This is a genomic window from Acinetobacter sp. NPDC052428, assembly GCF_044547685.1.
In the GTDB taxonomy this organism is placed as follows: Bacteria; Pseudomonadota; Gammaproteobacteria; order Pseudomonadales; family Moraxellaceae; genus Acinetobacter; species Acinetobacter lwoffii_G.
In genome coordinates this window covers 1-15,306 of sequence record NZ_JBIUAT010000008.1, presented here as the reverse complement: position 1 = coordinate 15,306, position 15,306 = coordinate 1, and the positions used below count along the sequence as shown (strand labels likewise).

General features: G+C 41.6%; 15 protein-coding genes and 7 tRNA genes. 17 read left to right on the top strand and 5 right to left on the bottom strand.

From position 1 onward, the window contains the following. Positions 1–97: 97 nt before the first annotated feature. The 4 genes from ACIG3F_RS06965 to ACIG3F_RS06950 all read left to right on the top strand — a co-directional run bounded on the left by ACIG3F_RS06965 (position 98) and on the right by ACIG3F_RS06950 (position 3,756). Positions 98–742: a hypothetical protein gene (locus ACIG3F_RS06965; protein WP_396469682.1), complete on the top strand. Its 645-nt coding sequence runs from the start codon at positions 98–100 to the stop codon at positions 740–742. Between the two features lie 22 nt (positions 743–764). After that, on the top strand, positions 765–1,730 hold the full coding sequence (locus tag ACIG3F_RS06960; RefSeq protein ID WP_396469681.1) for a 2-hydroxyacid dehydrogenase: 966 nt from the start codon (positions 765–767) through the stop codon (positions 1,728–1,730). A gap of 116 nt (positions 1,731–1,846) precedes the next feature. Next, positions 1,847–3,289 (top strand): M48 family metalloprotease, encoded by a 1,443-nt coding sequence (locus ACIG3F_RS06955; RefSeq protein ID WP_396469680.1) that lies wholly within the window; start codon positions 1,847–1,849, stop codon positions 3,287–3,289. A gap of 107 nt (positions 3,290–3,396) precedes the next feature. Further along, entirely contained in the window at positions 3,397–3,756 is a 360-nt protein-coding gene (locus ACIG3F_RS06950; RefSeq protein WP_005107293.1) for a hypothetical protein, read from the top strand. 69 nt (positions 3,757–3,825) lie between these two features. On the opposite strand, the gene ACIG3F_RS06945 is transcribed toward ACIG3F_RS06950, so the two are convergent. Together ACIG3F_RS06945 and rpsU are read right to left on the bottom strand one after the other, a co-directional pair. Beyond that, positions 3,826–4,272: a GatB/YqeY domain-containing protein gene (locus tag ACIG3F_RS06945; RefSeq protein ID WP_396469679.1), complete on the bottom strand. Its 447-nt coding sequence runs from the start codon at positions 4,270–4,272 to the stop codon at positions 3,826–3,828. Between the two features lie 33 nt (positions 4,273–4,305). Continuing rightward, the gene (gene rpsU, locus ACIG3F_RS06940) at positions 4,306–4,521 is read right to left on the bottom strand and encodes a 30S ribosomal protein S21 (protein WP_001136722.1); all 216 of its coding nucleotides are present in this window, start codon (positions 4,519–4,521) and stop codon (positions 4,306–4,308) included. 147 nt (positions 4,522–4,668) lie between these two features. Between rpsU and tsaD the strand changes: the two genes are divergently transcribed. From tsaD to ACIG3F_RS06925, 3 genes are all read left to right on the top strand, one after another. Next, positions 4,669–5,685 carry a tRNA (adenosine(37)-N6)-threonylcarbamoyltransferase complex transferase subunit TsaD gene (gene tsaD / locus ACIG3F_RS06935; protein ID WP_004280030.1) on the top strand — a complete coding sequence of 339 codons (1,017 nt, stop codon included), beginning with the start codon at positions 4,669–4,671 and terminating at the stop codon, positions 5,683–5,685. 204 nt (positions 5,686–5,889) lie between these two features. Continuing rightward, on the top strand, positions 5,890–6,849 hold the full coding sequence (locus ACIG3F_RS06930; protein WP_396469678.1) for a diguanylate cyclase: 960 nt from the start codon (positions 5,890–5,892) through the stop codon (positions 6,847–6,849). A 488-nt stretch (positions 6,850–7,337) separates the two neighbouring features. After that, positions 7,338–8,384, top strand: a complete 1,047-nt coding sequence (locus tag ACIG3F_RS06925) for a hypothetical protein (RefSeq protein WP_396469677.1) — start codon at positions 7,338–7,340, stop codon at positions 8,382–8,384. Between the two features lie 97 nt (positions 8,385–8,481). Here the strand turns inward: ACIG3F_RS06925 and ACIG3F_RS06920 are convergent, their stop codons facing one another. Together ACIG3F_RS06920 and ACIG3F_RS06915 are read right to left on the bottom strand one after the other, a co-directional pair. Further along, complete coding sequence (locus ACIG3F_RS06920) at positions 8,482–8,895, bottom strand: DUF6176 family protein (RefSeq protein ID WP_396469676.1); 414 nt, start codon at positions 8,893–8,895, stop codon at positions 8,482–8,484. Continuing rightward, positions 8,885–9,757, bottom strand: coding sequence for an ATP-binding protein (locus ACIG3F_RS06915; RefSeq protein ID WP_396469675.1), 873 nt, complete (start codon positions 9,755–9,757; stop codon positions 8,885–8,887). Before ACIG3F_RS06915 ends, ACIG3F_RS06920 begins: the two co-directional genes overlap by 11 nt. Before the next feature lie 188 nt (positions 9,758–9,945). Here ACIG3F_RS06915 and ACIG3F_RS06910 point away from each other — a divergent pair, with 188 nt between their 5' ends. The 9 genes from ACIG3F_RS06910 to ACIG3F_RS06870 all read left to right on the top strand — a co-directional run bounded on the left by ACIG3F_RS06910 (position 9,946) and on the right by ACIG3F_RS06870 (position 13,842). Next, on the top strand, positions 9,946–11,457 hold the full coding sequence (locus ACIG3F_RS06910) for a DUF3336 domain-containing protein (RefSeq protein WP_396469674.1): 1,512 nt from the start codon (positions 9,946–9,948) through the stop codon (positions 11,455–11,457). Beyond that, positions 11,444–12,265 carry a protein kinase gene (locus ACIG3F_RS06905; RefSeq protein ID WP_253146100.1) on the top strand — a complete coding sequence of 274 codons (822 nt, stop codon included), beginning with the start codon at positions 11,444–11,446 and terminating at the stop codon, positions 12,263–12,265. The genes ACIG3F_RS06910 and ACIG3F_RS06905 overlap by 14 nt, the downstream gene beginning before the upstream one ends. A 107-nt stretch (positions 12,266–12,372) precedes the next feature. Further along, positions 12,373–12,457, top strand: a tRNA-Leu gene (locus ACIG3F_RS06900). Positions 12,458–12,492: 35 nt separating this feature from the next. Then, a tRNA-Trp gene (locus ACIG3F_RS06895) sits at positions 12,493–12,566 on the top strand. 39 nt (positions 12,567–12,605) lie between these two features. Continuing rightward, positions 12,606–12,690, top strand: a tRNA-Leu gene (locus ACIG3F_RS06890). 377 nt (positions 12,691–13,067) lie between these two features. After that, positions 13,068–13,153, top strand: a tRNA-Leu gene (locus tag ACIG3F_RS06885). A gap of 371 nt (positions 13,154–13,524) precedes the next feature. Further along, positions 13,525–13,609: transfer RNA gene (locus tag ACIG3F_RS06880), tRNA-Leu, on the top strand. Between the two features lie 35 nt (positions 13,610–13,644). Continuing rightward, positions 13,645–13,718, top strand: a tRNA-Trp gene (locus tag ACIG3F_RS06875). 39 nt (positions 13,719–13,757) lie between these two features. Next, positions 13,758–13,842 (top strand) — tRNA-Leu (locus tag ACIG3F_RS06870). 152 nt (positions 13,843–13,994) lie between these two features. Here ACIG3F_RS06870 and ACIG3F_RS06865 read toward each other — a convergent pair. Beyond that, positions 13,995–14,198 (bottom strand): hypothetical protein, encoded by a 204-nt coding sequence (locus tag ACIG3F_RS06865; RefSeq protein WP_004280022.1) that lies wholly within the window; start codon positions 14,196–14,198, stop codon positions 13,995–13,997. A 433-nt stretch (positions 14,199–14,631) separates the two neighbouring features. Here ACIG3F_RS06865 and ACIG3F_RS06860 point away from each other — a divergent pair, with 433 nt between their 5' ends. After that, entirely contained in the window at positions 14,632–14,904 is a 273-nt protein-coding gene (locus tag ACIG3F_RS06860) for a hypothetical protein (protein WP_005107282.1), read from the top strand. Positions 14,905–15,306 lie beyond the last annotated feature (402 nt).

The window sequence follows — 15,306 nt, the reverse complement described above, 5'->3', positions numbered from 1 at the left end:
AGAATCCATCAGGATAAAAAAGAAAAGCTGAAAAAGTTCGGCAAAGCACAGGCAATCCGGCTAAAATGTTCAGCCTGAAATTGGTGATGATGAAAAGATGATTGGGCATCAGCGTGACATACTGGCAACATTAGGAATCGATCTCTGGATTCCTAGGGACAGCGCATGTCAGCCGCACCAGGTTTCGATCTGGCGTGATCAGGCTGCACCTGAATTTCACACCGATATCGTCTTGCCTCAGCCTGCTTCCGTAGAGGCGTTGGCTGATCTGCCGATTCCTGAGCCAGAGCCAATTGTTACGCTTAAGGTTGATACACCACCTGCGGCACCGACTCACATTGCACCTGTTCAGGAACAGCGTGAAATCGTACAAATCCCGCCATTCAGTTTGCAGGCTTTAAGTCTGGCACATTGCAGTATCGTGATTGATGCAACTGCAATGACCGAAGACACCCAGAATTTATGGGGCAATATCCAGCGTGCAGTCCCAGGTGAGTTTCATGAGCTGAACTGGCCATTTCCCTGGGCCAATGTTCAGGATGGAAGTGGTGTAGAATCCTATATTCAGGGTTTTCTGGATGGAATGAGTGCAGAGAAAAATATTATTTTCCTCGGGCCTGTAGCGCATATATCAAATACGAAAATGATCCAGTTGGCATCTTTACAAGAAATGCTGGATCAGCCGATTCTAAAAAAACGTTTATGGCAGTTTATGCAAAATAGGACTGCCAGTCTGGAATAATCTTGCTATGGAATAAAAATAGATGAAACAAAAAGTGGTTGTATTTAGTCAAATTGATCCTGATATTCAAAACAAGCTGGAACAAAATTATCAGGTGAGTTATATACAACCGAAGCTAGGCGATGTGAATCAACAGCTTTTGCAGCAGGTTCAGGATGCTGATGGCATGATTGGCGCAGGGCGCTTGTTGAATCGCGATAATCTGGCCAGTGCCACCCGGTTAAAAATTATCTCCAGTGTCAGTGTCGGTTATGACAACTATGAACTGGATTATTTAAATGAAAAGAAAATTTATCTCAGTCATACGCCGCATGTACTGACTGAAACCACTGCTGACCTGGCTTTCACTTTACTGATGTCAGCAGCACGCAAAGTGGCCTACCTGGATCAATGGACCAAGCAGGGACAATGGCAGCGTACCGTGGGCGAAGCACAATTTGGTATGGATATTTTTGGAAAAACCCTCGGAATTATTGGTCTCGGTCATATTGGGGCGGCAATCGCACGTCGTGGTTTTTACGGTTTTAACATGAATATTCTGTATCATAATCGCCGGGAAAAACCAGAACTCGCTCAAGGATTGAATGCGCAATATTGCCAGCTGGATGAACTGTTACAACGTTCTGACTTTGTGGTCGTTGCGGTAGATTTGAATGCGGATTCCAAGGCACTGATTGCAGCAGCGGAATTGATGAAAATGCAACCACATGCAGTATTGGTCAATATTTCGCGTGGTTCGGTCATTGATGAACAGGCATTGATTGCAGCTTTAAAAGCTAAACAGATTTTTGCTGCCGGTCTGGATGTGTATCAGAAAGAGCCCTTAAAAGAATCGGAATTATTCCAGTTGGATAATGTGGTTACATTGCCACATGTGGGTTCGGCCACTGCAGCTACTCGTAAAAAAATGGCAGAACTGGCTTATCAGAATCTTGTTGATGCCTTGGAAGGACGAGTGCCCCGTTATGTGGTCAATCCGGAATTTTAAAATGCATCTCATTCGTCGTTTAAATGGTATTAAAAAATAACATTTTCTTGCGTCTCTGCTCATTGTTCAATGCTATATTCAAGATAAATTAGATCGGCAGGATTAGAGATTTTTCATTGAAACGATTGGCGCTGGCGTGTGGCTTAAGTCTGTATATGGTAGCAGGGCACGGCTCTAACCATGATTTTAATCAAGCAAATGTACAATTTTCTGTGCCTGATATTGGTACAGGCGTCGGCTTACTCGATCAACAAAAAGAAAAAATGATCGGTGAAAAAGTCTATCGTGAAGTGCATAAACAAATGCCGGTCCTGCAAAATCCATGGCTTGAAGATCAGCTGCTTTCAGTATTTTCTCATATCCTGAGTCAGACTCAATTGCAACAGCCGATCGGTTTGCTGGTGATTAATGACCCGCAAATTAATGCCTTTGCTGTACCAGGTGGTCTTTTTGCACTTAATACTGGTCTGATTAATTCAGCTCGAAACATGGATGAAGTGGCAGGAGTCATGGCACATGAAATTGCACATGTCACACAACGTCATTACAGTCGCTCTCAGGATGCCTTTAAAGGGCAAGGTTTACTGGCGCTAGCCGGAATTCTCGTCGGTGCTTTGGTCGCTTCCCAGGCAGATGGTGATGTCGGCACAGCGGTCATGATGGGTTCACAGGCAGCACTTATGGATAAACAGCTCACCTATAGCCGTAATCAGGAGCGTGAGGCAGACCGGATTGGTATGCAATATATGTATCGTTCCGGCTATAATCCGCATAGCATGGCAGACTTCTTTGAAGTCATGCATCGTTCGACCAGCCGCTTAAGCTTTCTGCCGGATTTCTGGTTCACTCATCCACTCACCACCGAGCGTATGAGTGAAGCACGTTTACGTGCCAACCAGCTTCCTGCGGTGAAACGCAGTCTCAATGACCAAGACTTTGACATTATCAAGTGGTATAGCAGGGTATTGTCTGGTCAGACCAATGCAGAGCAGCTTATCCTGATGGACCAGCAAAATAATTTTGCAGGCCAGCTTGCCTTAACTGCCTATCGAATACAGCAAAGTGATTTCCAGGCCGCGCAGGCCACTTTAGATCGAGCAAAAAAGCATAACCAGATGCATCCTTTACAGGTTTTATTCCAGACTGATATTTATTTAGCTCAGAACCAGCTTGATGCAGCTTTGGAGAGTGTAGCGTCAGCAGCGCGGATCATGCCGGAAAATCGAGCGCTCAATTATAAATATGCAGAAGTGCTGATTCGCGCCAAGCAACCCGATAAAGCAAAAGTTTTAGTGCAGCGATTTCTAAATGCCAATTCACGGGATGTCAGTGGCTGGCGACTAATGCAACTGGCTGCCAATGCAGAGCCAGATTCGCCGATTAAGGCTGCTAATGTGCTGCGCTATCGTGCAGAAGTAGAATATTGGTCAGGATATGAAGAAACTGCCATCAAATCATTATTACATGCACAGCGTAGCGTAAAGAATAATCAATCTTTATCGTCCACCATTCGCCAGCGTCTGAAGCAGATGCAGCAGGCACATCAATATAAGATTTAAAGCTGAACTGGGTTTTAAGTTTTGGTATCAGGATGATATAGCAAGAATATATTCAATCAGGCTACAATATTTTTGAAAGATCAGCGTGAATCAAACTGAAGCATAATATGAAAAAAATACTATTGGGCGTGTGTCTACTGGGGTGGAGTTATGGGGTTTTTGCTGCGAGTGCAGTTGAATATGTAGAAGCAATAGAACGAATTAATGCGGATTATAAAAAGGAATCGCGTCAGTTTTTAAGTGGTTTAAATCCGCAGCAACAGGGATTTAGTCCTGAGCAGAATGCAAAATTTTGTGGAATTGTAGGACGTTATGTTGATCGTTTATATCAGGCCGCTGACCAGAATCGTCCTTATCTGGATCGTCAGTTTCAAAATATGAGTAAACGGGATGTAATTGTAGAAGTGAAATCATCGAAAGAGATGCAATTACTTAAGCGTTATCAGGTCGATTGTAATTTGCAATGAGAATACGTCAGGAACTGTCTTTGATTAAAGGCAGTTCAACGTTAAAGAGAAAATGCTAGAGAGTATGGATTAAGCAAGTTGCGCTTTGATTTTGGCGGAAACTTGTGCAGGATCGGCGCGCCCGGCTATGAGCGGACGCAGAGAATTCATCACCTTACCCATATCTTTCATGCTAGTAGCTTGTTGCGCTGCAATAGCTTGCGCAATCATGGAATCAAGTTCTTCCTCAGTCATAGCTTCTGGTAGAAACTGAGACAAAATCTCAATTTCGTCTTGTTCCTTACTAGCTAAATCATCTCGGCCAGCGCCTGCAAAGGCTTTAACCGATTCTTTACGTTGTTTAATTTGTTTTTCAATGACCGCAAGAACCTGAGCGTCGTCAAGTTCTTTGCGCTCATCGACTTCGATTTGCTTAATTGCTGCCTGTAGACTACGAATGACCGTCAGCTTGGACATTTCTTTGGCACGCATTGTTGCTTTCAAAACATCCGTGATTTGGTCTTTTAAAGTCGTCATTATTTATTCCAGGCAATCAATCACAAATTAATCTTAGTAAAGGCGAGTTGTACGTACTGATTCACGCGCCAATTTCTTTTGGTAGCGTTTAACAGCAGCAGCTTTTTTGCGCTTACGTTCTTGAGTTGGTTTCTCGTAGAATTCACGCTTACGTACGTCAGCAAGAACACCCGCTTTTTCGCATGAACGTTTGAAACGACGGATAGCTACGTCTACTGGTTCGCCTTCTTTCAATTTAACTTGTGGCATGAAGAATCCTCATATCAGTTAGGGTAAGATCTCGGGCTGAATTGCCCTCAATCACAAGTGAAGGTCAGTATTTTACTCATTTACATCTCATACCACAAGTCTATAATAGTTGCTGCAATAGAATTGATACAGGTTATAGGCAGTTTAATGATCGTTTTAGGCTTGGAAACGTCGTGTGATGAAACAGGACTTGCGCTGTATGACAGCGAGTTGGGTTTGCGCGGACAGGTGCTTTATAGCCAGATTAAACTGCATGCAGAATATGGCGGTGTAGTTCCAGAGCTGGCGTCACGTGATCATGTGCGTAAACTGATTCCACTCATCAATGAGCTGCTTGAACAGAGCGGCGTGAAAAAATCAGAAATTGATGCAGTCGCATATACCCGTGGCCCGGGTCTGATGGGCGCACTCATGACCGGTGCATTGTTTGGTCGTACTTTGGCCTTTGCGCTGAATAAACCCGCAATTGGTGTGCATCATATGGAAGGTCATATGCTGGCACCTTTATTGTCAGAAACTCCGCCTGAGTTTCCATTTGTCGCATTGTTGGTATCGGGTGGACATTCTCAGCTCATGGCTGCTTATGGCATTGGCCAGTATGAACTCTTGGGTGAATCCATTGATGATGCGGCAGGCGAAGCATTTGATAAAGTCGCGAAGATGATGGGTCTGCCGTATCCGGGTGGCCCGAATATTTCCAAACTGGCAGAGCAGGGCGATCCAAATGCATTTGCATTCCCGCGACCAATGCTGCATCAAGGTTTAGAATTTTCATTCAGTGGTCTAAAAACCGCAGTTTCTGTACAAATGAAAAAACTCGGTGATGAAAACCGCGATGCCGATATCGCTGCCAGTTTTCAGGAAGCCATTGTCGATACTCTGGTGAAAAAGTCGGTGAAAGCACTGAAGCAAACGGGGCTTAAACGCCTGGTGATTGCGGGCGGTGTTAGTGCCAACAAGCGTTTACGTGAGCGTTTAGAAGCAGATTTAGCCAAGATTCGTGCATCTGTTTATTATGCTGAACCTGCACTCTGTACAGACAATGGTGCCATGATTGCTTTCGCGGGCTATCAGCGTCTCAAAGCAGGACAGCATGATGGCTTGGCTGTGACGACAACTCCACGTTGGCCAATGACGGAACTGACTAATCCGACTGAGGCATAGATTTCAGGCTTGAAGAAAAGAGGCTTAGGCCTCTTTTTTATTGTGAATTTTTAAATGAAAACTTATAGCAACGGTATGTTGTAAATATATAGTTTTATAGCTGTATTTAGAACTCTTATATTCTATTGAAACTGGAAAAATAGTTTAATAGCTTAAGTTTATATCATGCATATTTTTACAGGTTTGCAGCAGAGGCAATCTCGAATGGAAAATATAAATTTCAAAAGTTTTCAGGATGCTGGAGAGGCGGTGTTAAGGTTTTTGCATCAGCATTTTGGCTTTAATTTATGGATGATCACCCGGGTAGAAGGCCAAGACTGGATTGTACTGCAAAGTGAAGATCATGGTTATGATATACGACCGGGTCAAGTGTTTCAGTGGGCTGATTCTTTTTGTTCTCATATGGTCGCAGGTAAGGCCCCGAGAATTGCCCCCCGCTCTGAAGAAATTCCTTTATACGCCACAGCGCCGATTAATCAGCAGGTCTGTATAAAATCTTATATTGGTCAGCCACTCCTTAAAGAAGATGGCAGTTTGTTTGGAACGCTCTGTGCGATTGATCCAGAAACCAAATCAGAAGCTATTGTGCAAGATATACAACTGGTCGAGTTGTTGGGACAATTACTCAGTTCGATCTTGCAGGCAGAATTACGTCAGAGTGAGCAGATGAGACAGCATGAATTATTGCAGGAAGAAGCCAGTAAAGATGAATTGACCGGGCTATATAATCGTCGCGCTTGGGAAAAACTGCTGCGAGCAGAAGAAGAGCGTTGCAAGCAATATGGTCATCCCGCCGCTGTATTATTTATTGACCTGAATGACCTAAAAAAAGTGAATGATAATTTAGGTCATGATGAAGGTGACAAACTGATTCAAAATGCAGCGCAAATATTACGAGATAATGTACGGATCAATGATATTGTTGCTCGTTTGGGTGGTGATGAGTTTGTGATTCTTAGCGTGGAAAATGATGAAACGGGTACTGAAAGTTTAGTGGATCGTTTAATTAATGCCTTTGCAGCAGCAAACATTGGCGCAGCGATTGGTATGGCGATGCGTCATCCTGGTCATGGTTTATTTGCAGCGCTCGCACAAGCGGATCAGAACATGTTTGAATATAAGCGTCGGAAAAAATTCAGTGAATCCGTGACCAATCTAAAATAATCGACGCTTTAAATCTTCTGTAAATAATTAAGTATTTCATATCATAAAAATGATCATTTTATATGCTCTAAAGTCATCCTATCTTTCAATATTCTCTTTCATGGCTCTGTATAAAAGTTGAACATGATTCTCCATAAAAAGAAAATTCAATCCATCTTTAACTTAACAATTACAAATTTTATAAGCTTTGTTGCAAAGTAAATTGATTTAATTAAATGCGCTTTAATTGTATTGAAAAGTGACACTGGTAAGGAACAAGATTCAAATAAGCACTTCATTTCTTATGATAATTGTTGTTTGAAATATACATTAAAATTATAGAACCAAAAATTTCTTTGTTTAAAGATAAAGCGATATCGAAGGATAAAGCTGGCTGCCAAGAAAAAATATCACCGGCAGAAATAGCATTTGAGCTGTTCAGTTTCGAGAAGGCCAATCTTTAGTGATCACCAAATAAAAATGCAAAGAAATTTTAGGGAATAAATTTTATGAAAAAGCAGATTTCTATCTTTGGACTTGCTCTTGTTTCGGGTTTAATGAGTGCCTGTGGCGGTGGTGAGGGAAGTAGCTCAGACAGTCCTACTGTCACTACACCTCCAAATGTTCCTAAGGAAAGTATTTCCCCTGAGCTTTCAGAGGAGTTTGTCCCGTTTGAAGATCAGGATATTGTAAAGAAAATTCGCGATAAAATTTCCGGAAATACCAGTAATGATACCGACTATAATGTTGCTCTAGGTCACATGATTGGAGAAGTATTCGCAGATTATCCTTATGGGCGTACTGCACGTATTATCAAAATTTATAATTTGGGCATCAATAGTATTAAATATCCAAATCTGATCTGTTCGGAAGTCAATACCACTGGTTCGGTCAAAACCCTGAAATTAAAAACAGATAAAGATAACTGTATTATTCTGGATAAAACTTACCGTAAAGGCTCAAACATTACTCAGACGGTGAATGGTGACACGACGACTTTAAGCTTTAGCAATGTCCGTTATGGTTCAAATGTAGATTTTAATCTCAAGGACGACTACCTGATTTCTGGCACAATTGTGCATCGTAAAACCAAAAATAACATGGGGAAATCCGAATCTTATCAAATCGATCAGTTGGAATTCCAGCGTATCGCCGAGACCGGTCAGGCAGGTACTTCTGGAATCGCGTTTGATACAAAGAGCAAAGAATATCTGCAGGTGCGTAATTATAATTATAGCCTGGTCGATGATTATGGCAGTGGCAGTAATGGGATTCGTACCTTAACCAGTCGTGGTACGATTATCGGTCAGCCTGATCTGGCAGATTATCGTTACAGTTTTGATTTTAATACCACGACACCATTTAAAATGGATGAAACCGTATTAAATAACTATAAGCATTTGCCAAAAGAGGGCGTGCTTAGAATTAAGGACAGCGATGATCAGGTAATTGAGGTCAAACAGAACCAGCCTGAATCATTGAAGGCTACTGTTTATTTCAATGGCAATGAAATTGATAACCTGCTGTGGTCTACCATTATCGGGGATAAACAATAATTTGAGATGTCAAAAAAGCCCCGTATTGCCGGGGCTTTTTTATTTTTTATCAGGTAGTCTTTATTACAAAACTATTTTGAATAGCCGTGCTAATAAATCAGATAGCTGTAGCATCCAATAACAATTCAGCGGGATAAACTGCCTGCCATGAAGTTTTAAACTGTTTATGCATTTGGTCAATTGGGAAAGTACTGAGTTTTGCAATATTTTGCGCTTTTTGAATGTTGTCGGCGCGCATATATGCAATCAGATGGTCCTGACCATAGAGTTGCAGATAAAACCAGGACTCAACATGAACCTGTTCAGCCTTAAGCGTCTCAATCACTTCGTCTTGACGTGCTTTCAAAGTACGCTGCCAGTCATGAACTTGCTGCATGTGTAAGGGCTTAAGTTGAATGAGAACTGCGCCGACATCCATAATTTTAATTTTCTTTTGAGTATCATTATTATATAAATAATTTATATGAAAAAAGCGACCTGAACCGGTCGCTTTTAAGCTGTTAAGAGGCATTTAGTTGGGTTGAACCAATCCAATGTTTGGAAAACTGATAGGCAGCACGTCCTGAACGTTGACCGCGTGCCTGACACCAGCGTAGGGCTTCAGCACGGGTTTCTGGCGTGAGTTCCATGTCTGCCTTTTTGAGATAATGTTCTACAATTTCTAAATACAGGTTCTGATCCATTGGATAGAAAGACAGCCATAAACCAAAACGGTCAGATAGCGAAATTTTCTCTTCAATCGCTTCCTGAGGATGCAATTCGGTATATTGCGGAACATCAACCCGGGTAACTGGGGTATTTTCATGCATAAATTCGGGTAATAAATGACGACGGTTACTGGTCGCATAAATCACAAAATTGCTGGAACCGGATTGTAAAGAGCCATCTAAAACACTTTTTAAACTGCGATAATTTTCGTCTTCGGCATTAAAAGCCAGATCATCACAGTAAACAATAAACTTCTCTGGACGCTCTGCAATGAGTTGCTGAATTTGAGGCAGATCGGATAAATCATCCCGTTCGATTTCAATTAATCGTAACCCTTGATCTGCATACTCGGTGAGTAGGGCACGAACAATGGAGGATTTACCCGTACCGCGTGAACCGGTCAGTAAGACATCATTGGCAGGTAAGCCGTTTAAAAACTGCAACGTGTTCTGGATGACTTTTTCTTTTTGTCGCTCAATCCCTTTTAAATCGGCCAGTTCCATCTGTCTAAGCTGATGAATCGGTTTGAGTTCACCCTGTTGCCACTTATAGGCATGGGCAGAAAAATCAGGAATTTGTTTCAGTTCGGGCAGACTTTGCTGAAGTTGCTGCAGAACAGTCGAAAGGGTATTTAAAATATGCTCAGGTAACTCAATTTTCGCCATGATTTAACATTACAGATTTGAAATTATGCCTAAGATAGTAGCATTGCAAAATTCACAGTCAAAGCCGGAAAAGTATGATAATTTGCTTAAAGTAGAGAATTTTCGTTATTGTAGAGGATAGAAAATTTGTACACATTTTCTGGCTCTGGGTACGAGCTGTATCAAGAATAAATATAGGGAAAAGGCAGATGCTGTTTAAAGATTTTACTCAGGATATTAATCCACATCAGGCCTATCGTATTAAAAAGCTCAAGCAGCAGCTGCAACAGGCTGAGTCCTATGAGGAATGGAAATATATTGCCCTGAAAATAGATGAAGAATCAGGTGCACAGGAATGGAAATTTGATAACAGTTCACCATACTTTGATGCAGAAGTGATTGCACATCGTCTGGGTAAATTACGACGCTATCGACAACAAAAGCGCACCCGTGACCTGATGTATATTTTGCGCGAAGGCCTGAGCTACGATATTGCCAACATTGCCCATCCTCTACTGTTTACCGAAGCCTATGTGGGCACTAAAAGAATTATTGAAGATTATGTCGAAGAAGTCAGCCAAGGCTTAGCCTATATTGCTTCAATAGACTGTACCTGTCTCAGTATGGAAGAAAAAATCGAATATTTTCAGCATTGTCAGCGCGCCTATGGCCAGCCAGCCCTGATGTTTTCCGGTGGTTCGACGCTGGGTCTGTTTCATACTGGTGTATGCAAAGCCTTAATGGAGCAGGACTTGTTACCGAAGGTAATGTCCGGTTCAAGTGCGGGTGCCATCATGACCGCCATGTTAGGTGTATCCAAACCTTCGCAATATATTGATATTTTGAAAGGCCATAATTTCTTTCATGAGGCTTTTCATTTTCGCACCATGAGTGAATTGATGAAAGGCAATGGTGGTCTGGCGGATGTAAAATATCTGAAAAAATTTCTAGTCGAAAATCTGGGTGATCTGACCTTCGAAGAAGCGCTTAAAACCTCAGGTCTGCATATCAATATTGCGGTTGCGCCTTATGATGCTGGACAGGATGCACGCATTTTAAATGCCTATACTTCTCCGGATTTACTGGTCTGGAGTGCAGTACTGGCTTCTTGTGCGGTGCCGATTCTGTTTCCACCGGTTCGTTTGACCAGTAAGCGCTATGATGGTCAATATACGCCTTATATGGGTTCAACCCGCTGGGTAGATGGCAGTGTACGGAGTGATTTCCCACAGGAAAAAATGGCACGCCTGTATAATATCAATTATACCATTGCCAGTCAGACCAACCCGCATATCGTGCCATTCATGCAGGATGATATTTCACGTTTCCGTAAAGGTACCTTGAGCTGGCCGCAACGGATTGTTCGCCGTCAGGGCGCGGTGATTACCAAAGGCATGATGGATTTTGCCAGAGAGCATGCCGGAAGCTTACCTCCTGTACGCCGTCTGCTGGATCATGGCTATGGTGTAGTTGACCAGCGTTATTATGGTGATGTGAATATTGTCGGTAAATATAGCCTGCGCCACTATAGCTATATGTTGCAGAATCCACAGCCGTATCTGTTTAAAATTTTACAGCGTGAAGGCGAGCGTGCCACATGGCCGAAAATTTCCCTCATTGAGACTCAGGAACGGGTCGGGAAAACTATTCAGCATTGTCTGGAGCTGCTAAATTATCAGCATACACTTAATCCAATACCTGAATACATTGCCACGACTTAATTTAGATCATCTCGATATTTCTGATTTTGAACTACGAACCAAAGCCCGTAGTCTGGGTTTTGGTCGGCGTCTTTATTATGCCAAGGGAAATGCGCTCTGGCTAAAAACCCAGATATCGCATAGATCTGATAGTTTAATATCATCTCCACATGCTGAACTAGGCTGGCAACATGAGCTGGATTTTTATCAGGCTCATGCCAGCTCAGGTGATCTAAATTTTTTCCTTCCACATCAAATTATTCAACAGCCTTTCAAGATCAATCATGAACAATTTGAGCAGGCCTTAATTCTGGTCGATGCGCCGGCGCATTTTCAGATCATGCCGCATCAGCAATCCATCACGCAAATTCCGCAACATTTGCTGCAAGCTGTGGAGCCTTTAATCTGCCTGCAAGAATTGGGTTATTTGCATGCCGATTTAAAGCAGGAACATTTTGTAAATAATCAGGGCAGGGTCTGCCTGCTTGATTTTGAGCATGTCCAAATACTCCATCAGAATGACCTGCATGAACTGAATGCGACACCGCGTTATATGGCGCCGGAACTGTTCCAAGGCCAAGCCAAGAGCCTACAAAGTGAAGTTTATGCTTTGGGTGTTATTTTTTATGAGTGGTTGAGTGGTCAGCGTTTACAGGCGACAGATTATCTGGATTGGGCCTTTTTGCATTGTCAGCGTCTGAAAGTTGAGTTACCGCAGCACTTACAGGCTTTTCAAGGCTTATTAGAAGAAATGTTAAGTAAGCAGAAGCAGCATAGATTGGCCGATTTTCAAGCTGTGAAAGACTACTTAATGACTGAAATTGAATGAGAAAAATACAATAAAACTTGAATTGTTTCTTATTTAATCAAACGAGTGTTTTTTTATGATAAACGGCTTGTCAGCTGGAAATGATCTCTATAATATACACAGCCATTGGGGACGTGGCGAAATTGGTAGACGCACTGGATTTAGGTTCCAGCGCCGCGAGGTGTGAGAGTTCGAGTCTCTCCGTCCCCACCAATCGATATTTGGGTAACTGGATATTGGGTGGAAGTAGAGGATTGGTGTAATGGTAGCATGACGGTCTCCAAAACCGTTCGTCAAGGTTCGAATCCTTGATCCTCTGCCAAAGTTTGAAAGAAATCCAACGCTAAGTTGGTACCCTGATGGGGACGTGGCGAAATTGGTAGACGCACTGGATTTAGGTTCCAGCGCCGCGAGGTGTGAGAGTTCGAGTCTCTCCGTCCCCACCATCATATTAAAGCAAGGCGAGTGCCTTGCTTTTTTATTGCCTGAAATTTGAGGGCGGTTTTTTTAGTACCAGATTTTTGCTGTCATGGTTGATGAACATCAATGCGTTCTGGGCTTAAATTCTCCAGCGAATGATTGCAAGGGCAGGGCTTTAGTAAATTTCATTGTATTGCTGCAATAATTCATGCGATCTGTATATTCAATAATTTAAATGTTATATGGATCAGTCCCATGGTGTCTAACAATTTTATATATTGGTCTAAATAGAGCAGTATTTGCTCAATAGGGAATTAACTGATTAATTTTTGATATAAAAGTATTTAGCTTTTTATAGAACTACTTGTGAATCAGGTCTGATCGCTATAATATACACAGTCATGGGGATATGGCGGAATTGGTAGACGCACTGTGTTCAGGTCGCAGCGCCTTCTGGGCGTGAGAGTTCGAGTCTCTCTATCCCCACCATCATATTAAAGCAAGGCGAGTGCCTTGCTTTTTTATTGCCTGAAATTTGGCAAAGCCGTTGTATTTATGCTGTGTTGTATTCTGATTCCATGCACTGCTTCAAAAATAATTTATGAATAATAGTTTCAGTATTCTGAATGCCTATGTTGATCAAGATTAGAAATTTATTTGAGTTTTAATTTGAAATGCTGGAATTGAATCGAAATGATTAAAAATAACGAATGGGCAGTCATATCTTCAAATCAATCAAATTTTCGACATAAATTTTATAAAAAATTAAACTAACTGTTTATTTTATAGCGGAATAGATTGTGATTGCTTGTAAAATCGCTTGTCAATGCCGGTCTATCTCTATAATATACACAGCCATTGGGGACGTGGCGAAATTGGTAGACGCACTGGATTTAGGTTCCAGCGCCGCGAGGTGTGAGAGTTCGAGTCTCTCCGTCCCCACCAATCGATATTTGGGAAACTGAATATTGGGTGGAAGTAGAGGATTGGTGTAATGGTAGCATGACGGTCTCCAAAACCGTTCGTCAAGGTTCGAATCCTTGATCCTCTGCCAAAGTTTGAAAGAAATCCAACGCTAAGTTGGTACCCTGATGGGGACGTGGCGAAATTGGTAGACGCACTGGATTTAGGTTCCAGCGCCGCGAGGTGTGAGAGTTCGAGTCTCTCCGTCCCCACCATCATATTAAAGCAAGGCAAATGCCTTGCTTTTTTATTGCCTCAAATTTACTAAACAAAGAAAAGCCCATCGAAATGGGCTGAATAACTGGAGAATAGCGCTGTTGAATCAGTGGAAAGATTAATTTATTTTTCTTCTCTTAAATAGAAGCAATCAGGCTTTTAAATGATCTTCAAATTCCTCGCCTAACTGTAGTGCCAGAGCATTACCTGCCAGATCACAGGTCACCAGGCCATATTCTTTCTTGAAGCTGAAACTGAAACCACGATCATCCGCCAGGGTGCGTACCGAATATCCCAATTTTTCTAACCATAGTCGAAATGCAATCAAATTTTTCGCTTTAACCACTTTTTTCACGAGATCACTCCTTCATCATTGTTAAATCTTAAATAAGGGTGAAAAATTATCTTTTAAAGGGCAAATGCCTTTATTTAAATTAATTTAAATGAATTTGTGTATATAGTGAACATCGGTTGATTAAGAAAAAATCAATTTAAACGTTAAGTAAATGATTTTTATCATATTGAATAGGTTGTAACTAAATATTAAGTTTTTATAAGCTATAAATTTGGATAATTAATTTTCTAATTCAATAGCTTATTAGTGAAACAGGTTATTTCCTAATTTTATCAATCGTATGAAATAGAAAATTTCAGATCTAGAATGAGAAAATTAAAATCCAATCGACTTATTTATTAAAAGAATACCGGCTGCTGGTTTTCTGATCTTCAGCTCGATTTGCATGCTTTATACTGTCTGAAATGTAATTCTCAAACTGAATACCCGCACCATGACTGAATTAACCATTGAAGACTATGTGAATCAGCAAATTGAATTAATGCAGCAGCAGGGACTTGATCCGGTTGCGGTGATGTTGGGACATGAAGACTGGTTGAGCTTTAGTATTCAGTCGAAAGTGGCCTATACGCCTTTCGGCAGTGCCCGTCGTTATCAGCCTGCTTTAGGTGGCTTGCTACTGGTACGTATTGATGAAATGCAGGCGGTGCGTGTCGTGACTCAAGGTGAACTGGATACTTATGCACAAAGTAACCAGATTCTTTAACATTGCTTCATGCGATACATACGTTGTCAGTTTTAGTGAATAGAATCCAAGAAACTAGTTACTGCTATCCTACATATCATCATTCGGGATCGACATGGCCAATGTCACTTTTAAAGTTGAACGACAGAACTAATGTCATGCTCTGAAAGCAGACATTTTATTTCTATTTTGGTTTTGTTAGAACCCATTCAAAATGTCTATATTCTCACCAATAAAAATGTCTGGTTTATGATGGTTTTTATCACCATGGACTGGATATAAAATATAGATGCTGATCACTATGTCTGATAAAGAAATTCAACGTCTCGCAGTTCTGCAAGACGTTAGAGATCATCGTATTACCCAGGTCCGTGCTGCTGAAATCCTGAATCTTTCCACCCGTCAAATTACCCGGTTATTGCA